Below are 22,815 nucleotides of genomic sequence, written 5' to 3'. Positions count from 1 at the left end.
GTTCCTCCGGGGTCGTTCGGTCAGGCGGACGGGGTGCGGCGCGCGCGGGGCTTCGGGCGCTGCGGTGGGTGGGTGAGGCGTTTCTCCAGGAGCTCGGCGGCGTGCCGCAGCGCGTCGAGGCGGTTCTCGGGTGCGCCCTCGAACCGCTCCTCGGCGCCGCCGAGGCTGAGGCTCCCGTACGGTTCGCGGCCCAGGAAGACGGGTACGGCGAGGGTCGCGATGCCGGTGTCGTACTCGCCGACGGTCCAGGCGTACCCCTGGGCGCGGACCTCGAGGAGCTGCTGTTCCAGCACGTCCGGGTCGGTGACCGTGCGGTCGGTGAAGCGGGCCATCGGACGGCCCCGGAAGAGCCGGTGGCGCTGCTCGTCGGGCAGATAGGCGTAGTACGACTTGGATGTGGCCCCGGCGTGCGCCGGGTAGAGCTCGCCGACCAGCGGGTAGTAGCGCAGCGGCCCCGCCTCGCCCTCCTCGGCGGCCACGCACCGCATGTGGAAGCTGTCGGGCAGGCAGAAGAGCACGGTGTCGCCGGTGACCCGGCGCAGCTCCTCCAGGACCGGTCCGGCCAGCAGTTCCAGCGATCCCGAGCGCTCCCAGAGCCGGCCCAGGCGCAGCACGGCGGGGCCGATGCGGTAGCGGCGGGTGGCGGGGTCGGAGACCAGGAAGCCGCGTCCGGCGAGCGTGGCGAGGAGCCGCTGGGCGACGGAGGTGTCCCAGCCGAACTCCGCCGCGACCTCGGTCACCCCCCAGTCCGGCCGGGTGCGTTCGAACGCGAGCAGCACGAGCAGCGCGCGGTCGACGGTCTGGAGGGCTCCGGCGGGGGTGCGCCGGTCGACTTCGAACTCCGCCATGGCCATCTCACCATTCAGACATGAATTGCAGATAACGGGAAATCATTGCGCTCAACGCTATCCGATCCCGAATCTGCTCTCAGCACCCCGTCCGGAGCCGCGGCTCCCTGGCGGGCTCCGGACGGGTGTGACGGATGCGCGAGAAAGGCCCCCCATGTTGAAGTACGTACTGGACCTCGTCGAGCTGCTCGACGACCCCCAGGCCAATGGCAAGACCGCCGTCGAGTACCTGGACGCGGCGGCGGGGGCCGAGGGCTCGTCCGCCCGGGTGACCACGGTCGCCGGTGAGCGGGGCTCAACGGACTTCGTGTCGGTCCGCATCCCCGGCTCCCGGGGCCGTGCGGCCGGGGGGGACGCCCGCACCCTGGGCGTCGTCGGCCGGCTCGGCGGGATCGGCGCCCGGCCCGAGGTGACCGGTCTGGTCTCCGACGCCGACGGCGCCGTCTCGGCGCTGGCCGCCGCCGCCAAGCTGCTCGACATGCGCCGCCGGGGCGACGTGCTGCCCGGTGACGTGATCATCGCCACACACATCTGCCCGAACGCGCCGACCGAGCCGCACGACCCGGTGCCGTTCATGGGCTCGCCGGTGGACATCGCCACGATGAACCGCCACGAGGTGACCGGCGAGATGGAGGCCGTGCTCTCCATCGACACCACCAAGGGCAACCGCATCATCAACCACAAGGGCCTCGCCCTGTCGCCCACCGTCAAGGAGGGCTGGGTGCTCCGCGTGAACGAGCAGCTGGGGGAGCTGCTGGCCGTGGTGACCGGTGCGCCGCTGGTCACGTACCCGGTGACGACCCAGGACATCACCCCGTACGGTAATGGGGCACACCACATCAATTCGATCCTCCAGCCCTCCACCGCGACGGCGGCCCCCGTGGTCGGCCTGGCCATCACCTCGGCCGCGGCGGTGCCGGGCTGCGGGACGGGCGCGAGTCACGAGAGCGACATCGCGTCCGCCGCCCGTTACGCCGTCGAGGTCGCCAAGGCCTACGGCGACGGCCGGCTGGACTTCCACGACGCGGTGGAGTTCGACAACCTCGTCAGCCGCTACGGCTCGCTGACCCATCTGCAGACCTTCGGCCGTATTCCCCAGGAGTCCTGATGTCAGCCGCCCCGCAGTCCGGTGCCGTGGCGCCCGCGCCCAAGAGCATCGGCAGCGACGACTACGCGCTCTCGCGCGTCCCGCGCGACAAGCGGTTCGGCTTCTGGTCGATGCTCCTCCAGTGGCTGGCCCAGTCCGGTTCGATCTCGCAGTTCACGCTCGGCGCCACCATCGGCGTCGGGATGACCTTCGGCGACGCGTTCCTCGCGTTCACGCTGGGCGCGGTGATCCTGGAGGTGGTGATCTTCGCGATCGGCCTGGCCGGGATGCGCGAGGGCCTGGCGACGCCGATGCTCACCCGCTGGGTGGGCTTCGGGCGCAACGGCTCGGCGCTGGTCAGCTTCGTGATCGCGGTCAGCCTGGTCGGCTGGTTCGGCGTCCAGAACAAGATCTTCGGCGACAGCGTCTCGGAGCTGGTCGGCGGCCCGTCGTGGATGTGGTGCGTGCTCGCGGGCATCGCCATCACCGCGCTCGTGATCTTCGGCTTCCGGTACATGGCCAACTTCGCGAAGGTCGTCACCCCGCTGTTCTTCGGGATGGTCGCCTTCTCGGTGATCCGGACCCTGAACGACCACTCCTTCAGCGACCTGGTCCACTCGCCGCCGCCGGGAGAAACGATTCCGCTGGCCGTCGCCGCCACCGCCATCGCGGGCGGCTACATGACGGGCGCGATCGTCTCCCCCGAGATGACCCGCTACAACCGCAAGGGCTCCCACGTCTTCCTGCAGAGCGCCTCGTCGATGATCCTCTCCGAGTACATCGTCGGCCTGACCGGTGTGCTCCTGGGCCACCTGGTCAAGAGCAGCGAGGTCTCGCACATCGTGCTCTCCACCTCCGGCGCCTTCGGTGTGCTCGTCGTCCTGATGTCCACGGCGAAGATCAACGACTGGAACCTGTACGGCTCCTCGCTCGGCGTCGTCAACTTCTTCCAGGTCGTCTTCAACAAGCGCGTGCACCGCGGCGCGGTGACCATCGTCCTGGGCATCGCGGGCACGGTCCTGTCGGCCGTCGGGATCATGAGCCACTTCACCGAGTTCCTGACGATCCTCGGCGTCGCCATCCCGCCCATCGGCGGCATCATCGTGGCCGAGTACTGGGTCGTGAAGCGGATGCGCAAGCCGCTGGACGAGACCCGGGAGGCCCAGACCCTGCCGGCGCACTCGCCGACCTGGGTGCCGATGTCGATCGTCATCTGGATCGCGGCCTTCTGCGTCGGCAAGTTCTACGACGGCGGCATCCCGGCCCTGAACTCGCTGGCCACCGCCTTCGTCCTGTACAGCGCCCTGGGGCTGCTGGGCTGGATCAAGCCCTACGGCACCTCCGTCCTCGCCGACGAGCAGGACGAGCAGGACCGCCCCGCCCCGGCCGCCCGCACCACCACCCCCGTGGGAGCAGCATGAGCACCGCACCCGGCACCGCACTGGTCCCCGCCTCCGCCGAGGCCCAGGACGAGGTCGTCACCCTCTGCGCCGAGCTGATCAGGTTCGACACCTCCAACCCGACGAGCACGGAGCGCGCGAGCGCCGAGTGGGTCGTGGCCCGCCTGGCCGAGGTGGGCATCGACTCGGAGCTGGTCGAGTCGGCGCCCGGCCGCGCCAGCGTCATCGCCCGGATCGCCGGCCGCGACCGGGACCGCGGCGCCCTGCTGGTCCACGGCCACCTGGACGTGGTCCCGGCGGACGCCTCCGAGTGGCAGGTGCCGCCCTTCTCCGGCGAGATCCGCGACGGCTACCTCTGGGGCCGGGGCGCGATCGACATGAAGGACACCGTCGCGGTGATGCTGGCCACCGCCCGGCACTTCGCCCGCACCGGTACGCGCCCCTCGCGCGACCTGGTCCTCGCCTTCCTCGCGGACGAGGAGGCGGGCGGCAAGTTCGGCGCGCACTGGCTGGTCGAGCACCGTCCGGAGCTGTTCGCCGGGGTCACCGAGGCGATCGGCGAGGGCGGCGGGTTCTCCTTCGCCATCGACGACACCCGGCGCCTCTACCCGATCGAGAACGCCCAGCGCGGCATGGCCTGGATGGAGCTCACCGCCACCGGCCGGGCCGGCCACGGCTCGTCCCCCAACGACGAGAACGCGGTCACCGACCTCGCGGAGTCGCTGACCCGGATCGGCCGCGAGAAGTTCCCGGTCCGCCTGATCGAGCCGGTCCGCGCGCTGCTCGAAGAGGCCGCCCGGCTCTACGGCGTGGAGTTCGACGAGGAGGACATCGAGGGCAGCCTCGCCCGGCTGGGGCCGGTCGCCGACTTCATGCAGGTGGTGCTGCGCAACTCGGCGAACCCGACGATGTTCAGCGCCGGCTACCAGACCAACGTGATCCCGGGGAAGGCCACCGCCCGGGTGGACGGCCGCTTCCTGCCGGGCCACGAGCAGGAGCTGATCGACACGATCGACCGGCTGCTGCTGCCCTCGGTCAGCCGGGAGTGGGTCAACCACGACATCGCCATGGAGACCACGTTCGACGGCCCGCTGGTCGACGCCATGTGCGCGGCGGTCCGCGCCGAGGACCCGGACGGCCACCCGGTGCCGTACTGCAACCCCGGCGGCACGGACGCCAAGGCGTTCACGCACCTGGGCATCCGCTGCTTCGGCTTCAAGGGCCTCAAGCTCCCGCACGACCTGGACTACGGCCGCCTCTTCCACGGCGTGGACGAGCGCGTCCCGCTGGAAGGACTGCGCTTCGGCGTACGCGTCATGACCCGCCTCTGGCAGAGCTGCTGACCCGAGCCGCGCCGGACACCCCCGCCGTACGCCCCCGCCGACAGGTTCGGCGGGGGCGTACGGCACGATGGCGCCCTACCCGTCCCACCAGGAGGAACGCCGTGACCGCCGAGCCCGATCCGGAGATTCTCGCCGCCTTCCAGGCCGCCAAGGGCTTCATGCCGGTGGTCGAGGGGCTCGCGCTGTACGCGGCGGCCACCGAGGCCGCCTCGCTCGGCCTGCCGCTGCTGGAGGTCGGCACCTACTGCGGGCGCTCCACGATCCTGATCGCCGACGCGGCGCGGGCGGCCGGCGTCACCGCGCTCACCGTCGACCACCACCGGGGCAGCGAGGAGCAGCAGCCCGGCTGGGAGTACCACGACCCGGCCGTGGTGGACCCGGAGGTGGGCCGGATGGACACCCTGCCCACCTTCCGCAGGACGCTGCACGCGGCGGGCCTGGAGGACCACGTGGTCGCGCTCGTGGGGCGCTCGCCGCAGGTGGCGGCGGTGTGGGGCGGCCCGCTGGGCTTCGTCTTCATCGACGGCGGCCACACCGACGAGCACGCGACCGGCGACTACGAGGGCTGGGCCCCGCATGTCGCCGAGGGCGGGCTGCTGGTGATCCACGACGTGTTCCCGGACCCGGCACACGGCGGCCAGGCCCCGTACCGGGTGTATCTGCGGGCGCTGGAGTCCGGGGCCTTCACGGAGGTCTCCGTCACGGACTCGCTGCGCGTGCTGCGGCGCACCGGACCGGGCATCTGACCGCGAAGACCCGCTTACGGGGGCGTTCCCGGCCGGTCCGCGGACGCCCCGGACGGGGCAAGGGCCTGCCGGTAGCATCGCCGGGTGCGTCACCACGAGAGCCTTCCCCCCACCCCGCGCCGCCCGCTCCGGCTCGCCGCCGCCGCTGCCCTGATGTGCCTGGGCCTGGCCGGCTGCGGCGACGGAGGCGGCACCGAGCGGGCCCAGGCCGGGCCCAGCGGCGGTGCGGCCTCCACACCGGCCGCGCCGGCCTCGCCCTCACCGGCGCCCGCGAAGACCGCCCCGTCGCCGTCGAAGTCCCCGGCGAAGTCCCCCTCGAAGCCGCCGGCCGCTCCCGGGGGGCCGCTGTCCGGCAAGACCGTGGTCATCGACCCCGGGCACAACCCGCGCAACCACCTGCACACCGCCGCGATCAGCCGCCAGGTCGACATCGGCACCGGCCGCAAGGAGTGCGACACCACCGGGACCGCCACCAACGGGGGTTACGCGGAAGCGGAGTTCACCCTCGACGTGGCGCACCGGCTGCGGGACCTGCTGCGGGCCCAGGGCGCGACGGTGCTCCTGACGTACGACGGGGACCGGGAGTTCGGGCCGTGCGTGGACGAGCGGGCGCGGATCGGCAACGCGGCGCACGCGGACGCGGTGGTCTCGGTGCACGCGGACGGCTCGGCCGCGGGGAACCGCGGCTTCCATGTGATCCTCCCCGCACCGGTGCGCGGCGGGGGCGCGGACACCTCGAAGATCGTCGCTCCCTCACGCGATCTCGGCACCCGTATCGCCGGTCTGTTCGTACGCAGTACCGGAAGTTCCCCTTCCAATTATGTGGGCGGCAAAACGGGTTTGGACGTCCGCAAGGATCTCGGCGGACTTAATTTGTCGACCGTGCCCAAAGTCTTCATCGAATGCGGCAATATGCGTGATCCCCAGGACGCCGCCCTGCTCACCAGCCCGGGCTGGCGCCAGAAGGCCGCCCAGGGCATCGCGGACGGCATCAGCAGCTTCCTCAAGGGGTAGTCAAGGGGTGATTCCGCGATGAATTCGGGAGGATGTTCCCGCATCAACCGGGCAGGAACCCAACCCGCCCGGGCAGACGATAGATTCATCCCTACGATGGGGAGCCGTTCCCGAGCTTCGAGCCGCGCCCGCCGTGTGTCCGGCGGCGACGACGACCGCCCCGACGAGACGATCGACTAAGGACCTTCACGTGAATATCCGCTCCCTCACTCGAGGCGATGGCGTGGTGATCGGAGCAGCGGTCGTGCTGTTCATCGCCTCGTTCCTCGACTACTACGACTACGGAAACAGCAGCGTCGACGCCCCCAACTCCTGGGACTCCCTGGGCAACGGCATCGGCGTCTACATGGTCGGAGTGATCGGCGCAGCGCTGATCGTGCTCTCCCGTTCCCAGCCCCAGCCGCGCAAGGTCGCCGGTCTGGAACTGGGCCAGTTCGGTGTCGCCGCCACGGTGTTCACCGCGTGGAACCTCTTCTGGACGATCATCGACCTGGGCCAGATCGACGCGGGCGCCGGTCTGATCCTCGGCTTCATCGCCTCCCTGGCGCTGGCCGCGGGCGCGGTCGCCTCGCCGCTGGTCCCGGCCCTCAAGGCCCCGCTCGCCGGTGCCCCCAACCCGCAGGCCGTGCAGCCGCCTTACGGTGGCCAGCCCGGCCAGGGCTACGGCTACCCGGGCGGCCCGCAGCCGGCGTTCGGCGGCCAGCAGCAGCCGTACGGTGCGCAGCAGGCGGGCGGGCCCGAGGCGCAGCAGGCCCCGGCGACGCCGGCGGCCGGGGGCGGCTCCGGTGACTTCACCCCGTTCTGGTTCGCGGTGCCGGTGGCCCGCCAGTTGTACAGCGAGGACGGTTCGCAGGCCCCGATCGCCGAGCTGGCGCCGGGCACCTGGTACCTCGCGGTCGAGCAGCGCGGTTCGGCGCTGATCGCCCAGACGCAGGACGGCCGTCGCGGCGTCCTCCAGGACACCACGGGCATCCAGCGCGGCTGACGCCCGGCGCCCCGTCCGTCCCAGCGGCCCCTCGCCCCTTCCGGGCGGGGGGCCGCCGCCGTGCCGGGTCCGGGGCTCAGCCGGCCGCGCGCTCGGGGACCTCGCCCTGCCGGGTCCAGCGCAGCAGCTCGTCGGCCGTCCAGGTGGTGACCACGCGCTCCGGCGGGACCCCGCACTCCTCGGCGCGGGCGCAGCCGTACGCCTGCCAGTCGAGCTGGCCCGGTGCGTGGGCGTCGGTGTCGACGGCGAACAGGGTGCCCGCCGCCACGGCCCGGCGCAGCAGCGCGCGGGGCGGGTCGAGCCGTTCGGGCCGGCTGTTGATCTCGACGGCGGTGCCCGCCTCCGCGCAGGCGGCGAAGACCTCGTCGGCGTCGAACGACGACTCGGGGCGGCCCCGGCCGGTGACGAGGCGCCCGGTGCAGTGGCCGAGGACGTTCGCCTGCGGATGGCGGACCGCGGCGACCATGCGGCGGGTCATCGGGGCGGCGTCCATGCGGAGTTTGGAGTGGACGGACACCACGACCAGGTCGACCTGTTCGAGCAGGTCCTCCTCCTGGTCGAGGGAGCCGTCCAGGTTGATGTCGCACTCGATGCCGGTGAGCAGCCTGAACGGCGCCCAGCGCTCGTTGAGTTCGGCCACCTCGGCGAGCTGTCGGCGCAGCCGCTCCGGGGAGAGGCCGTTCGCCACGGTGAGCCGGGGCGAGTGGTCGGTGAGGACCGTCCAGTCGTGGCCCAGCTCAGCCGCCGCGCGTCCCATCTCCTCGATGGGGCTGCCGCCGTCCGACCAGTCGGAGTGCGTGTGGCAGTCGCCGCGCAGCAGGGACAGCAGGTGCTCGCCGCCCTCGGCGAGGGGCCCGGCGCTCGCCGCCTCGGACTCCAGGCGCTCCAGGTAGCCGGGGGTCCTCCCGGCCAGCGCCTCGCGGATCACCTGGGCGGTGCGGGGACCGATGCCCTTGACCCGTTCCAGCGAGCCGTCGGCCACGCGCCGCTCCGCCTCGCCGTCGTCCATCGCGGCGACGGTGCGCGCGGCGGTGCGGAAGGCCTGGACACGGTAGGTGACCGCCTTGCCGCGCTCCAGCAGGAAGGCGATCCGCTCCAGGGCCCTGACCGGGTCCATCGGCACCTCCTCGCGGGACGGGACGGTTGACGGCCGCCCGTCCAGCTTGGCCCAGCACGGGCCGGCCCGCACACCGGCCGGCCCCCCTCACGTCCTCATGTCCTCATGGCCTCATGCGAACGAGGTGCGCTCCAGCCAGGAGTCCAGCAGTCCGGTGTCGCCCAGCACCTCCACCCGGTCGCTGCCGGGGGCGAGGCGGCGGTTGACGACCAGCATCAGGTCCGTGAGCGGCCCGCGCAGCGCCACGTCCGCCTTGCCGTGCGCCCGGCGCCAGGAGACGCCGTCCGCGCCGAGCTCGATCAGCCACTCGGCATCGGGGACGTCGGTGGCGTGCAGGTGCAGGGTGCGCCCGTCGCGGGGCAGGCCGGCGATCCCGGGGCGGCCCAGCTGCTGCACGAAGGCCACGATCTCCAGCCACTCGTCGACGGTGTCCGCCGCGAGCTCCGGCGTCGTCGTGTAGGGGACCTTCGCGGTGAGGGCCGCGTCGGCGAGGTGGACGACGGTCTCGATGGCCATGCGGCGGGCCCAGAAGCCCGCGCTGTGGTCCCAGGCCCAGGACCACGCCCCGGCGTCCGGCCCGGCCTCCCGCAGCGCCTCGGCGGTGCCGGCGGCGCCGGCCGCCAGCCAGGCGTCGAGCGCGGCGGGCTCGTCGCTCGCGGGGCTGCTGTCCGGCACCTTGTCGTCCGCCACCGCCTCGGTGGCCCGGGTACGGACGATCTCGCCGGCCCAGCGGTGGGCGCGGCCGACGTGCTCGGCCAGTTCGCGCAGGGTCCAGTCGGGGCAGGTCGGCACGGTCGCGCCGAGGTCGGCGCCTTGCAGGGCCGCCCTCAACTCCCCGGTGAGGCGGATGATTTCATCGCAGTAGCGCTCGTGCGTGAGAAGTCCCATGAGCGCACCCTATGCGGGCCCGGCCGGAGGCACACGCGGTTATCCGCCGAGCTGCGAAGTCGACGGGACCTTGTCCTTCACCTCGGCGCCCGCGCTCTTCCCGGCGTCCTTGACACCGCTGATGACGTCCTCGAAGACGCCGATGTCACCGGCGTCCGCGTCGCCGTTGCGGACCTTGGCGGCGAGCCCCTTCAGCGAGGCGATGCCCGCGGTGAGCGGGGCGACGGCCTTGGACAGCAGCGGGTCGCCCTTGGCGTTGTCCACCGCCGCCGTCAGCCGGTTGTAGGCGAAGCCGCCGGCGAGCCCGGCCTTGACGAGGGCGAGGGTGCGCCCGTCGGCGCCCTTCTTGAACTTCCCGGCCCGGTAGGGCTTCACGATCCACTGGTACGTGGCGCCCGCGGCGAGACCCGCGTTGGCGACGAACCTGGTCTTGGCCCACTTCTGCGCCTGGGCCGACGAGGTGGCGGAGGGCGACGCCGAACCGCTCGCACCGCTGCCCTCGTCGTCGCTCCCGCACGCGGTGGCGCCCGCCAGGAGCGTGCCGGCCAGCAGCAGCGCGAGGAGCAGGCGGCACAGCGGTACGGGTCGGGGCACGGCGGGCCTCCCTGGGCCGGCGGAGCGGTGCCGCGAGCCGGCACTCCCCGCCAGGCTGGCCGCGCCCCGGGCAACCCGCCACCGCTGCGCGGCCGTACGGGTCCGGCCACGGGTTTCGGCCGGGTGGGAGCGGCAACGCGGAGTGCATGTCCTACAGCAGAGGCAACAGCGTCACCGCGGCACGTGTCATCGCCCTCGTGGCGGACGTCATGGCCTTCATCATCGGCCTGTGGATTCTGATGTACCTGCTCGACGCGAACCGGGGCAACGAACTGGTCGAGTTCGTCCGGGACACCGCCCGGTGGCTCGCGGGCTGGTCGTACGACCTGTTCACGTTCGACAAGGCGTGGGCCAACGTCGTCGCCGGCTACGGCCTCGCCGCCGTGGTGTACCTGTTCATCGGGCACGCCGTGGCGGGCCGCGTCCGGCGCTGACGGAGCGCTCAGCCGCAGCAGTCCGGCTCCAGCCCCCTCGGCAGCCGGTCGCCGCCGAACACGGCGGTGGTCGCCTCGTCCCCTCCGAGCGCGGCCACCGCCAGCAGCAGCGAACCGGCCGTCCAGGAGGTGTGCTCCTCGGGCCAGAAGGCGCGGTTGCCCTCGAAGACGTAACCCGTCCAGTACAGGCCGCCCTCGGCCCGCAGGTGCTGGACCGACTGGAGGATCTCCAGCGCCCGGTCGGACTCGCCCATCACCCACAGCGCCAGGGCCAGCTCGCAGCTCTCGCCGCCGGTCACCCACGGGTTCGGCAGCACGCAGCGCACCCCGAGGCCGGGGACGACGAAGCGGTCCCAGCCCTCCTCGATGCGCTCCTTGGCCGCCGTGCCGGTGACGGCGCCGCCGAGGACCGGGTAGTACCAGTCCATCGAATACCGGCTCTTGTCGAGGAAGCGCTCCGGGTGGCTGCGGATCGCGTGGCCGAGGGCCCCGGCCGCCAGCTCCCAGTCGGGCTGCGGCTCCTCGCGGCGTTCGGCGATGGCGAGCGCGCAGCGCAGGGCCTGGTGGATCGAGGACGAGCCGGTGAGCAGCGCGTCCGTCACCGCGGTGCCGTCCGCCTCCCGCTTCCAGCCGATCTGGCCGCCGGGCTGCTGGAGGCGCAGGACGAACTCGACGGCCGCGTAGACCGTGGGCCACATCCGGTCCACGAAGGCGTCGTCGCCGGTGGCGAGGTAGTGGTGCCAGACGCCCACGGCCACGTAGGCGCAGAAGTTGGTCTCCCGGCTCCGGTCGGTCGGCTGCCCGGCGTCGCCGTCGAGGTAGGCGGCGTACCAGGAGCCGTCGCCGTTCTGGTGCCGGGCCAGCCACTGGTACGCGCGTTCCGCGGCGGTGTGCTCGCCCGCGGCGTCCAGGGCCATGGCGGCCTCGGTGTGGTCCCACGGGTCCAGGTGGTGGCCGCGGAACCACGGGATGGCGCCGTCCGGGCGCTGCACGGCGCGCAGCGCGGCGACGGTCTCGGCGGCCTGCGCGGCGGTGAGGACTCCGGGCAGGACGAGGTGTTCGGTCCGCTCGGGAAGACTCACGCCTCGGCCTCGGCGGCAGCGGCTGCGGCGAGGGGCAGGTGCGGCTTGGTCGCGTAGGCCACGAAGCTCTTGCCGACGACCGGGTTGAGCAGCTGCTCGGCGACCCGGGTCAGGGCGGGCTTCTTCATGATGTCCCAGACCAGGAGCTTGTGGTACGCCCTCACCGGCAGCGCCTTGTCGTTGTCGACGCCGAACGCGCACTTCAGCCACCAGTACGGGGAGTGCAGCGCGTGCGCGTGGTGGGTGCCGTACGGCTTGAGGCCGGCGCCGCGCATCTTGCCCAGGAGTTCGTCGGCCCGGTAGATGCGGATGTGGCCGCCCTCGACCTCGTGGTACGCGTCGGAGAGGGTCCAGCAGACCTTCTCGGGGCCGTAGCGCGGGACGGTGACGGCGATCCGGCCGCCGGGCCTGAGGACCCGGACCATCTCGGCGAGCACCCCCTTGTCGTCGGGGATGTGCTCCATGACCTCGGAGATGATCACGACGTCGAAGGACTCGTCGGGGAAGGGCAGGTTGAGCGCGTCGCCCTCCATCGCGGTGGCGGTGGCCCCCTCCGGGGCCTCCCCGGCCTCCTTCATCGCCGCGAACCACTTCGCGACCTCGCGGATCTCCTCGGCGTTCCGGTCGAGGGCCACCACCTGGGCGCCGCGCCGGTAGCACTCGAAGGCGTGGCGTCCGGCGCCGCACCCCAGGTCGAGCACGCGGTCGCCGGCGGCGAGCGGGAAGCGGGTGAAGTCCACGGTCAGCACGAGTGCCTGCTTTCGCGGTCGGGGTCGGGAGGGGGTACGGGGTCAGGGGCCCGGCGGTCGGTCCGGGGTCACCGCCGGCCGCCGGGGCCGGTGGCGGCGCGGGCGGCGATCGCCTGCCGGTAGAGCTCGGCGGTGCCGATCGCGGCCTGCTTCCAGGTGAACCGGGCGAGCACCCGCTCGCGGCCGGCCGCCCCGAGCCGGGCGCGCAGCTCCGCGTCGCCGAGCAGCCGGCCGAGCGCGTCGGCGAGGGCCCCCGGGTCACCGGGCGGGACCGCGAGGCAGGTCTCCCCGTCCGGTCCGGCGACCTCCGGGATCGCGCCGCCGGTCGTCGCGACGAGCGGGGTGCCGGTGGCCATGGCCTCGGCGGCGGGCAGCGAGAAGCCCTCGTACAGCGAGGGGACGCAGGCGATCTGCGCGCCGCGCACCAGGTCGACCAGCTCGGTGTCGCTGATGCCCTTCACGAACTCGACGGCCTCCGCGAGGCCGTGCCGCTCGATGGCCCGGGCGACCGGTCCGTCCTCGGCGCGCTTGCCGACGACGACGAGATGGGCGGCGGGGTTGCCGGTACGGAGCTTGGCCAGCGCCTCCACGAGGTGGACGAGGCCCTTGAGCGGGACGTCGGCGCTGGACGTGGTGACGATGCGGCCCGGGACCTCGGGGACGGAGGGGTCGGGCGACCACAGATCGGTGTCGGCGCCGATGTGGACGACCCGGATGCGGCGCGGGTCCACCCCGAGGTGGTCCACGATCTCCTGCTTGGAGGAGCCGGAGACGGTGAGCACCGACGGCAGCCGGCGTGCGACCCGCTTCTGCATGCGGGTGAACCCGTACCAGCGGCGCACGGAGGCCCGGCGGCGGCGGCTCGTCGCGGCGTCCAGGTCGAGCTGCCGGTCGACGGTGATGGGGTGGTGGATCGTGGTGACCAGGGGTGCGCCGAGGTCGGCGAGGAGCCCGTAGCCGAGGGTCTGGTTGTCGTGGACGACGTCGAACTCGCCGCGCCGGGCGGCGAGGTGGCGCCGGGCCCGCAGGCTGAAGGTGAGCGGTTCGGGGAAGCCGCCGGTCCACATGGTGGCGACCTCGGCGGCGTCGATCCAGTCCCGGTACTCGCCGCGCTTCGGGGTGCGGAACGGGTCGGGCTGGCGGTACAGGTCGAGGCTGGGCAGCTCGGTGAGCGGGACGCCCTCGTCGAGGACCGGGTAGGGCTGGGCGCCGATGACCTCGACGCGGTGGCCGAGGCGGGCGAGCTCCCGGGCGAGGTGCCGTACGTAGACGCCCTGGCCGCCGCAGAAGGGGTTGCCCTTGTACGTGAGGAGCGCGATGCGCAGGGGCCCGTCGCCCGGGGCCGTGCCCGGTGCGGCGACGCCCGTACGGGGGCCCGACTCAACGGCCTCAGCGGTCACACTCGGCCCCCTTCTCACTGCGTGTTCGACGGAGCGTAACCGCCGACGCTAATCTGGAACAAGTTTCAGACTGGGTAGTTCAATGAGCTACGAATCTACCGGCAGGTAGCTTCGGCGCAACGGCCGGATCAGGTGATTCACGCCACGGCACAGGCCCTGGCCACGGGACGGGACACATGACAGCGGAAGCCAGACCGGCAGCACCGCCCCTGACGGAGCGCCAGGAGGCCCGCCGCCGCCGCATCCTGCGGGCCGCCGCCGAGCTGGCCGGCCGGGGCGGCTTCGAGGCCGTCCAGATGCGGGAGGTCGCGGAGGCCGCCGAGGTCGCCCTCGGCACCCTGTACCGGTACTTCCCGTCCAAGACCCACCTCCTCGTCGCCCTGCTGCGCGACCGGCTCCAGCAGCTGTGCACCGCCCTCCGCGAGCATCCCCCGGCCGGGGACCACGCGGCGGCCCGGGTCGCCGGGACGCTCATGCGGGCGTTCCGGGCGATGGAGCGCGAGCCGCGGCTGGCGGACGCCATGGTGCGCGCGCTGACCTTCGCGGACCGGAGCGCGGGCAGCGAGGCCGACGCGGTCTCACGGCTCACGACGGCGATCATCCTGGACGCCATGGGCACCGGCCACCCGACGCCGGGGCAGCTCTCCGCCGTGCGGGTGATCGAGTACACCTGGCACTCCGCGCTGATCACCTGGCTCTCCGGCCGGGCGACGGTCGCGCAGGTGCGCACGGACATCGAGACGGCGTGCCGGCTGGTCGGCCCGGCGTCCCCCTGAGCCGTCGGGGCGGCTGCCCTGTGCGGCGCTCCCACGCCCCAGGGGGGCGCTGCCCGCCGACCGCCTGGCGGGCTCCGCGCCCGGGGGCTGCTGACACGGCTTCAGGGGCCGGCTCCGTGGCGGTGCCACGGGGCCGGCCCCTGGAGCGGGCCGCTTGCCGGCGGGATCAGATCCTGCCGTTCGCCAGCCGGGTCAGCGGGCCCGTACGCGGCTTGGCGGTCGCGCGTCCGGTCGCGAAGGCCACACCGGCGATGCTCGCCACGCTCACGGCGGCGCCGGCGGCTATCGCCTTCCTGAGCTTGATGGCGGTCCAGGCGGTGGTGGCCGCGCTCCCGACCCTGGCCACGTTGGCCGTCACCACCTGACGGCCGTTCTGGAGACCGGAGACGGCGGCCTGACCGGCGCGCTGTGTGAGTCCACCGGCCTCGCTCGCGCTCTCCGCGGCCGAGTCCTTGGCGTCCGCCGCCGCGGTCTTCGCCTTGGCGGCCGTGGACTTCGCCTGCCCGGCACCGGCGCCGGCCGTCCTCTTCGCCGCACCGGTGGTCCTGCGGGCGGCGGTGGTCCCCGCCTTGCTCCCAGTGGAATTCTTGGTTTCCTTTTCAGCGGTCATGGCGTCCTCCTTGCCTCGGGTGTCGCGACAAAACCTGGGTGCGGCTCACTCACGCGCCGTTGTGGGGCAGCAAGGAGCCGAGCGGCCCCAGGTCGAGATTGAGATCGTCCATCGTCAGGTCGTACCGGTCGCAGAGTTCGGTCATGCGCTCGTGCAGGATCATCAGCGTCATACCGATCCGCTCCTCCTGGAGCTCCGTCAGGTCCCCGTGGTCGACGCGGTGGAGCGCCGTGCGCTCCATGAGCTGGCGCAGCAGTTCGACGATGGTGAGCACCAGCTTCATGAGGTCCCGCTCGACGGTGTCCGGGTCGGTCTCCAGCCTCCGCGCCCCGGCCGGAGCGGGGCCGTCGTCCGGCCGCGCGGGGCTGAGCCCGAACGACCTGGCCGCCGCCTGGGCCACGGCTTCGGCCACGGCGGCGGGCGGAGCGGGTGCGTCGTGTTCGCCGTCGCGCTCGGTCATGCCGTCCTCCTCGTGGTCCTCGTCGTCCGGGTGGTGCGGTGGCACGCCCCGGGGGGGCCGGCGGCTCACCACGGCGCGGGCTCCTCGCCGGTGATCGACCGGATCACCGCGCGCAGGTTGATGTGCACGAGGTCGACGTCGGCGATGGACAGGACCAGGTCGCCGGTGAGCACCGCCCCGCCGTTCAGGAGGCGGTCCAGGAGGTCGATCAGCGCGACGGGCGGGCCCTCCCGGGCCTCGGACGGGCCGAGGACGCTCCCGACGAGGTCCCCGCTCACGGGCCCTCACCGCCGTCCGGGTCCTCCGGGGTGGCGAACGAGTAGGGCGCCCAGGGCCCCGTCACCTCGACCGACACACCGGGGACGCCGTCGGCCAGGCCGGTGAGCGTCCGGCGCAGTTCCTCGGTGCGTTCCCGGGGAACGAGATACGCCTCGTTGGCCACGTTCACACCGGAGTGGGCGGCCAGCTGCCCCTGCTGCGGGCGGTGGACCACGCGCGAGGCGACGACGCCCCGCGTCAGCTCCCCGGCGCGGGCGACCAGGTCGGACGCCGCCCGGTAGGCGTCCTGGTCCCTGCGCCGCGTGGCCCGGCGCTGCTGCAGATAGGCCCGTCCGGCTCCGGCTCCGCCGGACGTCACGGCGGCCGGTGCGGGCGGCTCGGCGGTCCGGGGATCGGCGTAGACCTTCATCCCGAGTTCGACGTGCCCCTCCAGCCGGCCCAGCAGCTCCTCGAACCCGCCGCGTCGCCGCAGCAGCATGTCGGCGACCCGGGCGTCGTCCAGATAGACCGTGGCCAGCCGCATCGGCAGGACCGACGTCTCGGCGAACGCTCCGTCCACCACGGCGTGATGGGCCCGGGCGAGCGCTTCGAGCCGTGCCAGGTCCTCCAGCTGTGCGGACAGGCCCTGCGCTCCGAAGGTGTCCGCCGGTACCCGGGAGACGAGTGCGCAGAGCCCGCCCGCGGTCACCGGGTACAGGGGGCGGCCGTCCACGCCCGGCAGGCGGGAGGCGAGTCCGTGGAGTGCGGGGCCCTCCCGCCCGACCGCGTAGACATAGGTCAGCCGCTTGCCGGCGGGCGTGTCCGTCGGGGTGCTCATCGTCCTTCCTCCCTCGCGTCCCGGGTCCGCTCCTCCTGGGGGCCCGCCGCCTCGGGGAGCCCGGCGGCCGACCGCAGCCGGGCCAGCTCGGCGCGCAGCCGCTCGTTCTCCTCGGCCAGGGCACCGTCCCCGGGGCGCGCCTCGCTCTCGCGTGCGGGCCGGGCCCGTGAGGAGAGCGACGGATCGTGCTCCCACCAGTCGATGCCCATTTCCTTGGCCTTGTCGACCGAGGCGACGAGCAGCCGGAGCTTGATGGTGAGCAGCTCGATGTCGAGCAGGTTGATCTGGATGTCACCGGCGATGACGACACCCTTGTCCAGCACCCTTTCCAGGATGTCGGCGAGGTTGGCCGACGAGCCCTGCCCGTACGCCGGGGAGCTTCCCCTGGGCGGGGCCGGCAGCCGGCCGGCGAGTGGATCGGACACGGTCTCTCACACCTTTCACGGGTGTCGGGTACGCGGTCGGGCGCTGCCCGGGTCAGCGGCGGGCGGCGGCCGTCCGGCGGCGGGAGCGGCGGGCCGGCCGGGGCTCCTCGTCCTCCGGTTCCTCGTCCTCCGGCTCCTGCTCGGCCTGCTCGTCGTCGGCGTCCTCGTAGCCGGACGCCTCCTCGTCGACGGGCTCGTCCGCAGGTCCGGCTTCGTCCTCGGGCTCCTCGGACTCGTCCGCCGGCGCCTCGTCCTGCGGGTCGGCCTCGTCCGCCGGCTCCTCTTCGTCGTCGGCGAACTCGTCGTCGGCGGCGTCCTCGTCCTCGTCCTCGTCGGCGAACTCGTCTTCCAGGGGCTCTTCCTCGCCGTCCTGGAAGCCGTCCTCCTCTTCGCCGTCGGTCTCTTCGCCGTCCGCCTCTTCGCCGTCCGGTTCGTCCTCGGCCGCGTCGCCGCGTGCGCCGTCGTCCTCGTCCTCTTCCTCGGAGACGGCCCCGGCTTCCTGGCTGTCGGCCTCTTCTTCCTCGATCGCCTCGTCGTGGCCGACGACGACCTCGCCGTCGCGGATCTCGCCCCGCCAGCCGTCGGTCGCCTCACCGCGCATCATGATGAACTTGCGGTAGAGCTTCAGATCCAGCCGGGCCCGGCGGCCCTGGGCACGCCAGATGTTGCCGGTCTTCTCGAACAGCCCCTTGGGGAAGTATTCGAGGACGAGCAGGACGCGGGTGAGGTCGTCGGTGATCGCGTGGAAGGTGACCACGCCCTTGACGGTGCCCTTGGCGCCCTCGGTGGTCCAGGTGATGCGTTCGTCCGGCACCTGCTCGGTGACGTTCGCCTTCCAGCTGCGGGTGGACTTGGCGACCTTGACCTTCCAGTTGCTGGTGGTGTCGTCGGCCTTCTCCACGCTCACGACGCCCTTGGCGAACGAGCTGAACTCCTGGAACTGGGTCCACTGGTCGTAGGCCTCGCGGACGGGCACGCCGACGTCGATGTCCTCGACGACGGTGACGCTCTTGGACTTTCCGCCGCCGGACTTGCGCCCCTTGCCGAACAATCCCTTGACCTTGTCCTTCACCTTGTCCTTGAGGTGGGAGGCGCCCGCACCGATCGCCGCCTGGGCGGGTGACTTGCCGTCCTTGAGGGCCTGTCCGCCCTTGGCGAGGCCCTTCAGGGCGCCGCCCCCGCCGCCCGGCTCGGCGAGTTTGGACACCGATTCCCCGAGCCGGTGCCCCAGCTGGGTCACCGTGTGCTCGGCGCGGGCGCGGAGGTAGTTCTGCAGTTCCTCCTTGAGCCGTTCGGCGGCCGGGCTCCCGACGACATCGTCCTTGATCCCCTTGATCGCGGAGTCAGGCATTGCTGCCTCCCCGGGTCTTGCGGGTCCTGGAGGTCGCGGTCTTGGCGGCCCCGCCGGCACGCTTGCGGGCGGGCGCCGCGGCCTTCCCGGCCTTCCCCGCGCTCGCGGAGCGGCTGCCGCCCGACGCGGGCCGGGACTTGGAGGCGGCCTTCTTGGCCGGCGCGGCGGACTTGCGGGCCGAGCCACCGCGCTTCGGCCTCTCGTCGCGGTCCGCCGTGTCCTCGTCCCCGTCGTCGTCGGACGCCCTCGGGTCCTCGGCGTCGTCGGCGTCCTCGGCGTCGTCGTACGGCTCGTCGTCCTCGGCACCGGGGCCCGCCGACAGCGACTGGGTGCGCCGTTGCAGGGATTCGGCGAGGCTGCCGGCCCGCTGGGTGACGGCCTTGGTGGCCGCGGTCCTGGTGGCGTCCACCAGCTCCTTGCGGACCTGGTCGTTGAGCGGGCCCAGGGCCGGCGATTCGGCCAGCATCCGGCCGATCCGCCTCGGGTCGAGGTCGAACTTCTTGCCGAGGAGGAACATGCCGAACCCCACGGCGAGTTTGGCCTTCTTCGTGCGGCCGAGCAGGTATCCGCCCACCAGGGCCGCGCCTATCTTGGCGTTCTTCGTCATCTGTGATGCACCTCGGGTCTCCCCCGGTCGTGTGTGGTCCGAACGCCGGTCACGGCGTATGCCGTGCGCCGTCGCGGTACGCCTCGATCTCGTCCAGCCGGTCGAGCAGTTCGTCCTCGCGCCGGTCGAACTCCTCCGGCCCGATGAGCCCGCTGTTCAGCTCCTGTTCCAGCTGCGCGAGCCGCGCGCGTACCGGTTCGGGGTCGTAGTACTCCTCCTCGGCGGCCTGGACGACCTGGCCGAGGACCCACGCCGTCCCCCGGACGGGAGCCAACGGCAGGGTCAGCAGCTGGGTGATGAGTCCCATGCCGGCAGATCACCTCCGCTCGTGGGGCCGGACGGGGCCGCGACGGCCTCAGACGAAGCTGTACGGCGGCAGGGGCCCGGTGAGGGTGTACGCGTAGGCGTCGCCCCGCGTCTCGGCCTCGTGCCGGACCGCCTCCACGAAGGCGTCCGCCTCCGCCCGGGGCACGAGGAAGGACAGGTTCAGGAAGTGCTGGGGGGCCGGCTCGGCGGAGGAGCTGCGGGTGGCGGCGCCCGCCAGCCGGCCGGCCACTTCCTCGGCCTCCCTGGCGTGGCGGGCGCTCACCTCGTGGGCCACCAGCTCACCCAGCGCCAGCCGGTCGTCGTGGCTGCCCCGGGCACGGACCTGCTCGTTGAGCCGGCGTATCTCGTCGGATTCGGCCATGATCTCCCGCAGGAGATCGTCCTCGTCGCGGCCGGCCTTCAGGTTGTACTCGACCTGTCCGTCCAGTTCCGCGAGCCGCTCCCCGTAGGCGTCGGCCTCCCGCTCCAGGGCGGCGACGACCTCCTCGTCGCCCGGCCCCACCAGGCCGAAGCGCATCGGCAGGGTCGCTCCCCGCTCCATCAGCGCCTCCAGGACGCCCTGGTGGGCCATGACGTCGCGCCGCTTCGCGCGCAGCCCCTCGGGGGCGTCGCTGACCACCGCGGCCAGGCGGTCGGTGCGCACGGTCCGCAGGACCGCGGGCGGGTCACCGACCCCGTGCAGGCCGTCCAGCGGCAACGGGTGGCCGGCGCCGGTGATGGCGTAGATGTACGTGGGCACTGCTGCTACTCCTCGCGTCGCTGGGTCTGCCGGCTGGACGTGGACTTGCGGGCGGTCCGCTTGCGCGGCTCCTCCTCGGGCTCCTCGCGCTTGCCCTGCAACGATTCGCTGAACGCCTCGACGGCTCCGGTGAGCGCGCCCTTGGACTTGCCCTTGGCGCCGTTCTCCGTCATGTCGCCGACCAGTTCGGTGAGCTGGCTCGGGGCCTTGCGGCCGGCTTCGAGATCGAGCCGGTTGCACGCCTCGGCGAACCGCAGATAGGTGTCGACACTGGCGACCACCACGCGGACGTCGATTTTGAGGATTTCGATGCCCACCAGGGAGACGCGGACGAATGCGTCGATCACCAGGCCGCGGTCGAGTATGAGCTCGAGAACGTCGTAGAGATTTCCCGAGCCGCCGCTCCCGCCGGACGTCGCATTGCTCTGCTGCACGAGTGTCATGGGAACTCCTTTCGGTGATCTTTTCGTTCGACGACGGAGTTCCTCAGCGGCGGTCGATCTGCCCCCGGGCATACCGGTGCATGCGTTCGTAGGACATGAGCCGTCCGCGGGAATCGAGTTGCACCCGGTAGGAGGCCAGCACACTCATCGTGTCCGGAACCCTCTCCAGTTCGACCACTTCGACATCCGCCGACCAGCCGTTCTCGGTGGCTTTCACCGCCGAGACCGAATCGGGCTCGCACTGAAGCATTTCCGTGAGCTGTGCGGCGGCTTGCCGCATCGCGGTGAGCGCGTCGACGCGCTCTTCCTCCTGCTCTTTTCCGGTGTCCTTTTCGGTACTCATCCTTCCCCTGTCGCCGGGGAGTGCCGCTGCCTGTCCGGCCTCCGTCGTCATGGCTTCCGTTCGCATGCCCGTGCATTCCGGAGGCATGCGTCGGCGAAGCGGAAAGGAAATGGGACCGGCGCCCCGGTCCGGGCGGAGCCGGCGGCCATGGCGGACGAGGTGGAGCGGCTTCGGGGGCCGGGCGGGGAGGCGCTGTGCGACCTCCCGGGCGCCTTCCGGCCGGACGCCGGCACCCCGGCCCCGTCCCGGCTCATGGCGATGTGGGACTCCACACCACCGGCGTACGCGGACCGGGCCCGGCTGATACCGCCGGAGTACCGCCCGCCGGTGATCCGGCGCAACGGCGACGTGCTGCCGGCACTGCTGGTCGACGGCCGGGTCGCGGGCGTCCGGCGCCCGACGGCCGAGGGGGCCGAGGCCACGGCGTTCCACCCGCTGCCGGCCGCCGTATGGGACGAACTGGCTGTGGAGGCGAAGGCGTTGGCCGCGTTCCTCGGCGACCGTGAGCGGGTGGTCCACAACCGCTGCCACCACTGGTGGGCGAAGCTCCCGGACGCGGCCACCCGGATGCTCTAGGACCTGCCCGGCGGCGGGTGCGGGGCGCGGAAGGTGAAGGCGTCGGGGGTGTCGCCCTCCGCGCGGAGCAGGGCGACGCGGTCCATCGCCTCCTCGACGCTCGGCCGGTGCCCGGCCGGGACCCACCACAGGGCCGCGTGATGGTCGGCCAGGCGCTCGAACCATTCCCGGCGGCGGGCCAGGACCCGCAGGTGGTCGCTGCGGTACACGTACGCCTTCAGCGCGTCGACCGATTCCCAGACCGAGCAGTTGATCAGGAAGAAGTCGTCCTGGCGGTCGGGGCGCAGGCTCGTGGCGTCGGCACCCTCGTCGTCCACCATCCGCCAGACGAAGCCGGGGGCGTGGTCGGCGAGGGCGTTGATCTCGGGGAGTTGTGCGACGAAGTCGGCGAGCTGGGGGCTGTCGAGCGGGGCGAGGAGGCGCCCGACGTTGACCTGGGCAAGGTGGAAGTCGTTCACGGGCCCAAGCATGGCCGGGTGAACCTTCTAAAGTCAACGAGTTCGTTTTTAGACTTCGCCGGCGCCTTCCGGCCCCTCGACGGCGACACAACACCCCTTCGGCAGCGGGTCCATGGCGGCGCTCCAGCCCTCGGCGAGCAGCCCTTGGATGCCGGCGAGGTTCATCCCGCAGACCAAGGCCGGGAATCGCTCCGCCAGCGCGTGGAACGGGCAGTTGTGGAGGCGGAGCTTGCCGCAGTCCCAGTACGGCTCGTAGCCGCGCTCCCGCAGCGCCTCGACGGGGTCCGCCGCGCCCGCCGCCTCCCCGGCCGCCCGCGCCGCCGCCTGCAACTCGTGGTCGAGCCCGGCCCGTTCGACCACCTCGGCGAGCAACTGGCTCACGGTGTCGTACGAACGCGGCGGTACGGAGACGGCGTGCTCGCCGTCCGCCCGCCGGTACAGCTTGGACGGCCGCCCGGCGCCGGGCCCGGTGCGGCCGGAGAGCCGCCGGAAGGCGGTCTCCAGGAGCCCGGCGTCCACGAGCTTGTCGAGGTGGAAGGCGGCCACGGCCCGCGTCACCCCGGCCGCCTCCGCCGCCGCGTCGCGCGTGACGTCGCCGGGGGCGGCGGCGACATATCGGTAAAGGCCGCGGCGCACGGGGTCCCCGAGGACCGCCAGCGCGTCCAGGGCGGCATCGTCACTGCTCACACCGCCGAGTCTAGGCCGAGGCGTTCTCAGCCCCTCCGGCGATTGAGGAGCGGGGCCCGGCGCCCCGGTTTCGCAAAGGGACAGGGGCGGGCAGGGGCGCGAACCCCGCCCGCTAGACTGGCCGCGTCGTCACTATGCCCGTTCAGGGGGAAGCCGGTGCGAATCCGGCACTGACCCGCAGCCGTGACCACCGCCCGCGGTGGAAGTCGGAATGCCCTGTCCGAGTCGTG

At 72.8% G+C, this 22,815-nt stretch carries 29 protein-coding genes and 1 riboswitch; of the genes, 9 read left to right on the top strand and 20 right to left on the bottom strand.

Going from position 1 to position 22,815, the window contains the following annotated elements; genetic code table 11:
- Positions 1-20: 20 nt before the first annotated feature.
- Positions 21-854: an IclR family transcriptional regulator gene (locus FKN01_RS01825; protein ID WP_143615884.1), complete on the bottom strand. Its 834-nt coding sequence runs from the start codon at positions 852-854 to the stop codon at positions 21-23.
- Positions 855-1,002: 148 nt separating this feature from the next.
- Between FKN01_RS01825 and FKN01_RS01820 the strand changes: the two genes are divergently transcribed.
- From FKN01_RS01820 to FKN01_RS01795, 6 genes are all read left to right on the top strand, one after another.
- Positions 1,003-1,956 carry a DUF1177 domain-containing protein gene (locus FKN01_RS01820; protein ID WP_143615883.1) on the top strand — a complete coding sequence of 318 codons (954 nt, stop codon included), beginning with the start codon at positions 1,003-1,005 and terminating at the stop codon, positions 1,954-1,956.
- Entirely contained in the window at positions 1,956-3,356 is a 1,401-nt protein-coding gene (locus tag FKN01_RS01815; RefSeq protein WP_143615882.1) for a cytosine permease, read from the top strand. The genes FKN01_RS01820 and FKN01_RS01815 overlap by 1 nt, the downstream gene beginning before the upstream one ends.
- Positions 3,353-4,678: a M20/M25/M40 family metallo-hydrolase gene (locus tag FKN01_RS01810; protein ID WP_143615881.1), complete on the top strand. Its 1,326-nt coding sequence runs from the start codon at positions 3,353-3,355 to the stop codon at positions 4,676-4,678. The genes FKN01_RS01815 and FKN01_RS01810 overlap by 4 nt, the downstream gene beginning before the upstream one ends.
- 101 nt (positions 4,679-4,779) lie before the next feature.
- On the top strand, positions 4,780-5,424 hold the full coding sequence (locus FKN01_RS01805) for a class I SAM-dependent methyltransferase (protein WP_143615880.1): 645 nt from the start codon (positions 4,780-4,782) through the stop codon (positions 5,422-5,424).
- 84 nt (positions 5,425-5,508) lie between these two features.
- Complete coding sequence (locus tag FKN01_RS01800) at positions 5,509-6,438, top strand: N-acetylmuramoyl-L-alanine amidase (RefSeq protein WP_143615879.1); 930 nt, start codon at positions 5,509-5,511, stop codon at positions 6,436-6,438.
- A gap of 223 nt (positions 6,439-6,661) precedes the next feature.
- Positions 6,662-7,423 carry a DUF5336 domain-containing protein gene (locus FKN01_RS01795; RefSeq protein WP_143615878.1) on the top strand — a complete coding sequence of 254 codons (762 nt, stop codon included), beginning with the start codon at positions 6,662-6,664 and terminating at the stop codon, positions 7,421-7,423.
- 76 nt (positions 7,424-7,499) lie between these two features.
- Here FKN01_RS01795 and FKN01_RS01790 read toward each other — a convergent pair whose 3' ends face one another.
- The 3 genes from FKN01_RS01790 to FKN01_RS01780 form a co-directional block, all read right to left on the bottom strand.
- On the bottom strand, positions 7,500-8,540 hold the full coding sequence (locus FKN01_RS01790; protein ID WP_143615877.1) for a PHP domain-containing protein: 1,041 nt from the start codon (positions 8,538-8,540) through the stop codon (positions 7,500-7,502).
- Positions 8,541-8,651: 111 nt separating this feature from the next.
- Entirely contained in the window at positions 8,652-9,428 is a 777-nt protein-coding gene (locus tag FKN01_RS01785; protein ID WP_143615876.1) for a maleylpyruvate isomerase family mycothiol-dependent enzyme, read from the bottom strand.
- Positions 9,429-9,467: 39 nt separating this feature from the next.
- Positions 9,468-10,022 (bottom strand): hypothetical protein, encoded by a 555-nt coding sequence (locus FKN01_RS01780; RefSeq protein WP_143615875.1) that lies wholly within the window; start codon positions 10,020-10,022, stop codon positions 9,468-9,470.
- A gap of 146 nt (positions 10,023-10,168) precedes the next feature.
- On the opposite strand from FKN01_RS01780, the gene FKN01_RS01775 reads away from it, so the two are divergent.
- Positions 10,169-10,456, top strand: a complete 288-nt coding sequence (locus FKN01_RS01775) for a hypothetical protein (protein ID WP_143615874.1) — start codon at positions 10,169-10,171, stop codon at positions 10,454-10,456.
- Positions 10,457-10,464: 8 nt separating this feature from the next.
- Here the strand turns inward: FKN01_RS01775 and FKN01_RS01770 are convergent, their stop codons facing one another.
- The 3 genes from FKN01_RS01770 to FKN01_RS01760 form a co-directional block, all read right to left on the bottom strand.
- The gene (locus tag FKN01_RS01770; RefSeq protein WP_143615873.1) at positions 10,465-11,538 is read right to left on the bottom strand and encodes a prenyltransferase/squalene oxidase repeat-containing protein; all 1,074 of its coding nucleotides are present in this window, start codon (positions 11,536-11,538) and stop codon (positions 10,465-10,467) included.
- The gene (locus tag FKN01_RS01765; RefSeq protein WP_143615872.1) at positions 11,535-12,287 is read right to left on the bottom strand and encodes a class I SAM-dependent methyltransferase; all 753 of its coding nucleotides are present in this window, start codon (positions 12,285-12,287) and stop codon (positions 11,535-11,537) included. Before FKN01_RS01765 ends, FKN01_RS01770 begins: the two co-directional genes overlap by 4 nt.
- Positions 12,288-12,355: 68 nt before the next feature.
- A complete protein-coding gene (locus FKN01_RS01760) occupies positions 12,356-13,687 on the bottom strand; it encodes a glycosyltransferase family 4 protein (RefSeq protein ID WP_143615871.1) in 1,332 nt (443 codons plus the stop codon).
- A 176-nt stretch (positions 13,688-13,863) separates the two neighbouring features.
- Between FKN01_RS01760 and FKN01_RS01755 the strand changes: the two genes are divergently transcribed.
- Entirely contained in the window at positions 13,864-14,463 is a 600-nt protein-coding gene (locus tag FKN01_RS01755) for a TetR family transcriptional regulator (protein ID WP_143615870.1), read from the top strand.
- A 166-nt stretch (positions 14,464-14,629) separates the two neighbouring features.
- On the opposite strand, the gene FKN01_RS01750 is transcribed toward FKN01_RS01755, so the two are convergent.
- The 11 genes from FKN01_RS01750 to FKN01_RS01700 form a co-directional block, all read right to left on the bottom strand.
- Positions 14,630-15,073, bottom strand: a complete 444-nt coding sequence (locus FKN01_RS01750; protein WP_143615869.1) for a hypothetical protein — start codon at positions 15,071-15,073, stop codon at positions 14,630-14,632.
- Between the two features lie 49 nt (positions 15,074-15,122).
- Positions 15,123-15,533 carry a gas vesicle protein K gene (locus FKN01_RS01745; protein WP_143615992.1) on the bottom strand — a complete coding sequence of 137 codons (411 nt, stop codon included), beginning with the start codon at positions 15,531-15,533 and terminating at the stop codon, positions 15,123-15,125.
- Positions 15,534-15,598: 65 nt separating this feature from the next.
- Entirely contained in the window at positions 15,599-15,811 is a 213-nt protein-coding gene (locus tag FKN01_RS01740) for a gas vesicle protein (protein WP_143615868.1), read from the bottom strand.
- Complete coding sequence (locus FKN01_RS01735; RefSeq protein ID WP_143615867.1) at positions 15,808-16,629, bottom strand: GvpL/GvpF family gas vesicle protein; 822 nt, start codon at positions 16,627-16,629, stop codon at positions 15,808-15,810. Before FKN01_RS01735 ends, FKN01_RS01740 begins: the two co-directional genes overlap by 4 nt.
- Positions 16,626-17,054, bottom strand: coding sequence for a gas vesicle protein (locus FKN01_RS01730; RefSeq protein ID WP_143615866.1), 429 nt, complete (start codon positions 17,052-17,054; stop codon positions 16,626-16,628). The genes FKN01_RS01735 and FKN01_RS01730 overlap by 4 nt, the downstream gene beginning before the upstream one ends.
- 52 nt (positions 17,055-17,106) lie before the next feature.
- On the bottom strand, positions 17,107-18,405 hold the full coding sequence (locus FKN01_RS01725; RefSeq protein WP_143615865.1) for an SRPBCC family protein: 1,299 nt from the start codon (positions 18,403-18,405) through the stop codon (positions 17,107-17,109).
- Positions 18,398-19,012, bottom strand: coding sequence for a hypothetical protein (locus tag FKN01_RS01720; RefSeq protein WP_143615864.1), 615 nt, complete (start codon positions 19,010-19,012; stop codon positions 18,398-18,400). Before FKN01_RS01720 ends, FKN01_RS01725 begins: the two co-directional genes overlap by 8 nt.
- Before the next feature lie 49 nt (positions 19,013-19,061).
- Positions 19,062-19,319: a gas vesicle protein GvpG gene (locus FKN01_RS01715; protein ID WP_143615863.1), complete on the bottom strand. Its 258-nt coding sequence runs from the start codon at positions 19,317-19,319 to the stop codon at positions 19,062-19,064.
- A 48-nt stretch (positions 19,320-19,367) separates the two neighbouring features.
- Positions 19,368-20,078 (bottom strand): GvpL/GvpF family gas vesicle protein, encoded by a 711-nt coding sequence (locus FKN01_RS01710; RefSeq protein ID WP_143615862.1) that lies wholly within the window; start codon positions 20,076-20,078, stop codon positions 19,368-19,370.
- Between the two features lie 5 nt (positions 20,079-20,083).
- Positions 20,084-20,521, bottom strand: coding sequence for a gas vesicle structural protein GvpA (locus tag FKN01_RS01705; protein ID WP_143615861.1), 438 nt, complete (start codon positions 20,519-20,521; stop codon positions 20,084-20,086).
- A 43-nt stretch (positions 20,522-20,564) separates the two neighbouring features.
- Positions 20,565-20,864, bottom strand: a complete 300-nt coding sequence (locus tag FKN01_RS01700) for a gas vesicle protein (RefSeq protein ID WP_143615860.1) — start codon at positions 20,862-20,864, stop codon at positions 20,565-20,567.
- Here FKN01_RS01700 and FKN01_RS01695 point away from each other — a divergent pair.
- Entirely contained in the window at positions 20,793-21,440 is a 648-nt protein-coding gene (locus FKN01_RS01695; RefSeq protein ID WP_260696736.1) for a winged helix DNA-binding domain-containing protein, read from the top strand. The two genes, FKN01_RS01700 and FKN01_RS01695, sit on opposite strands and share 72 nt — an antisense overlap.
- Here the strand turns inward: FKN01_RS01695 and FKN01_RS01690 are convergent.
- Both FKN01_RS01690 and FKN01_RS01685 read right to left on the bottom strand, forming a co-directional pair.
- Positions 21,437-21,898 carry a DUF3291 domain-containing protein gene (locus FKN01_RS01690; RefSeq protein ID WP_143615859.1) on the bottom strand — a complete coding sequence of 154 codons (462 nt, stop codon included), beginning with the start codon at positions 21,896-21,898 and terminating at the stop codon, positions 21,437-21,439. The genes FKN01_RS01695 and FKN01_RS01690 overlap by 4 nt on opposite strands.
- 48 nt (positions 21,899-21,946) lie before the next feature.
- Complete coding sequence (locus tag FKN01_RS01685) at positions 21,947-22,585, bottom strand: metalloregulator ArsR/SmtB family transcription factor (RefSeq protein WP_143615858.1); 639 nt, start codon at positions 22,583-22,585, stop codon at positions 21,947-21,949.
- A 144-nt stretch (positions 22,586-22,729) separates the two neighbouring features.
- A riboswitch (cobalamin riboswitch) is annotated at positions 22,730-22,802 on the top strand.
- Positions 22,803-22,815 lie beyond the last annotated feature (13 nt).

Source organism: Streptomyces sp. 130, from assembly GCF_007096885.1.
Taxonomy (GTDB): Bacteria; Actinomycetota; Actinomycetes; order Streptomycetales; family Streptomycetaceae; genus Streptomyces.
The sequence above is the reverse complement of the archived record's forward strand: the minus strand, read 5'-3'. Positions and strand labels throughout refer to the sequence as shown.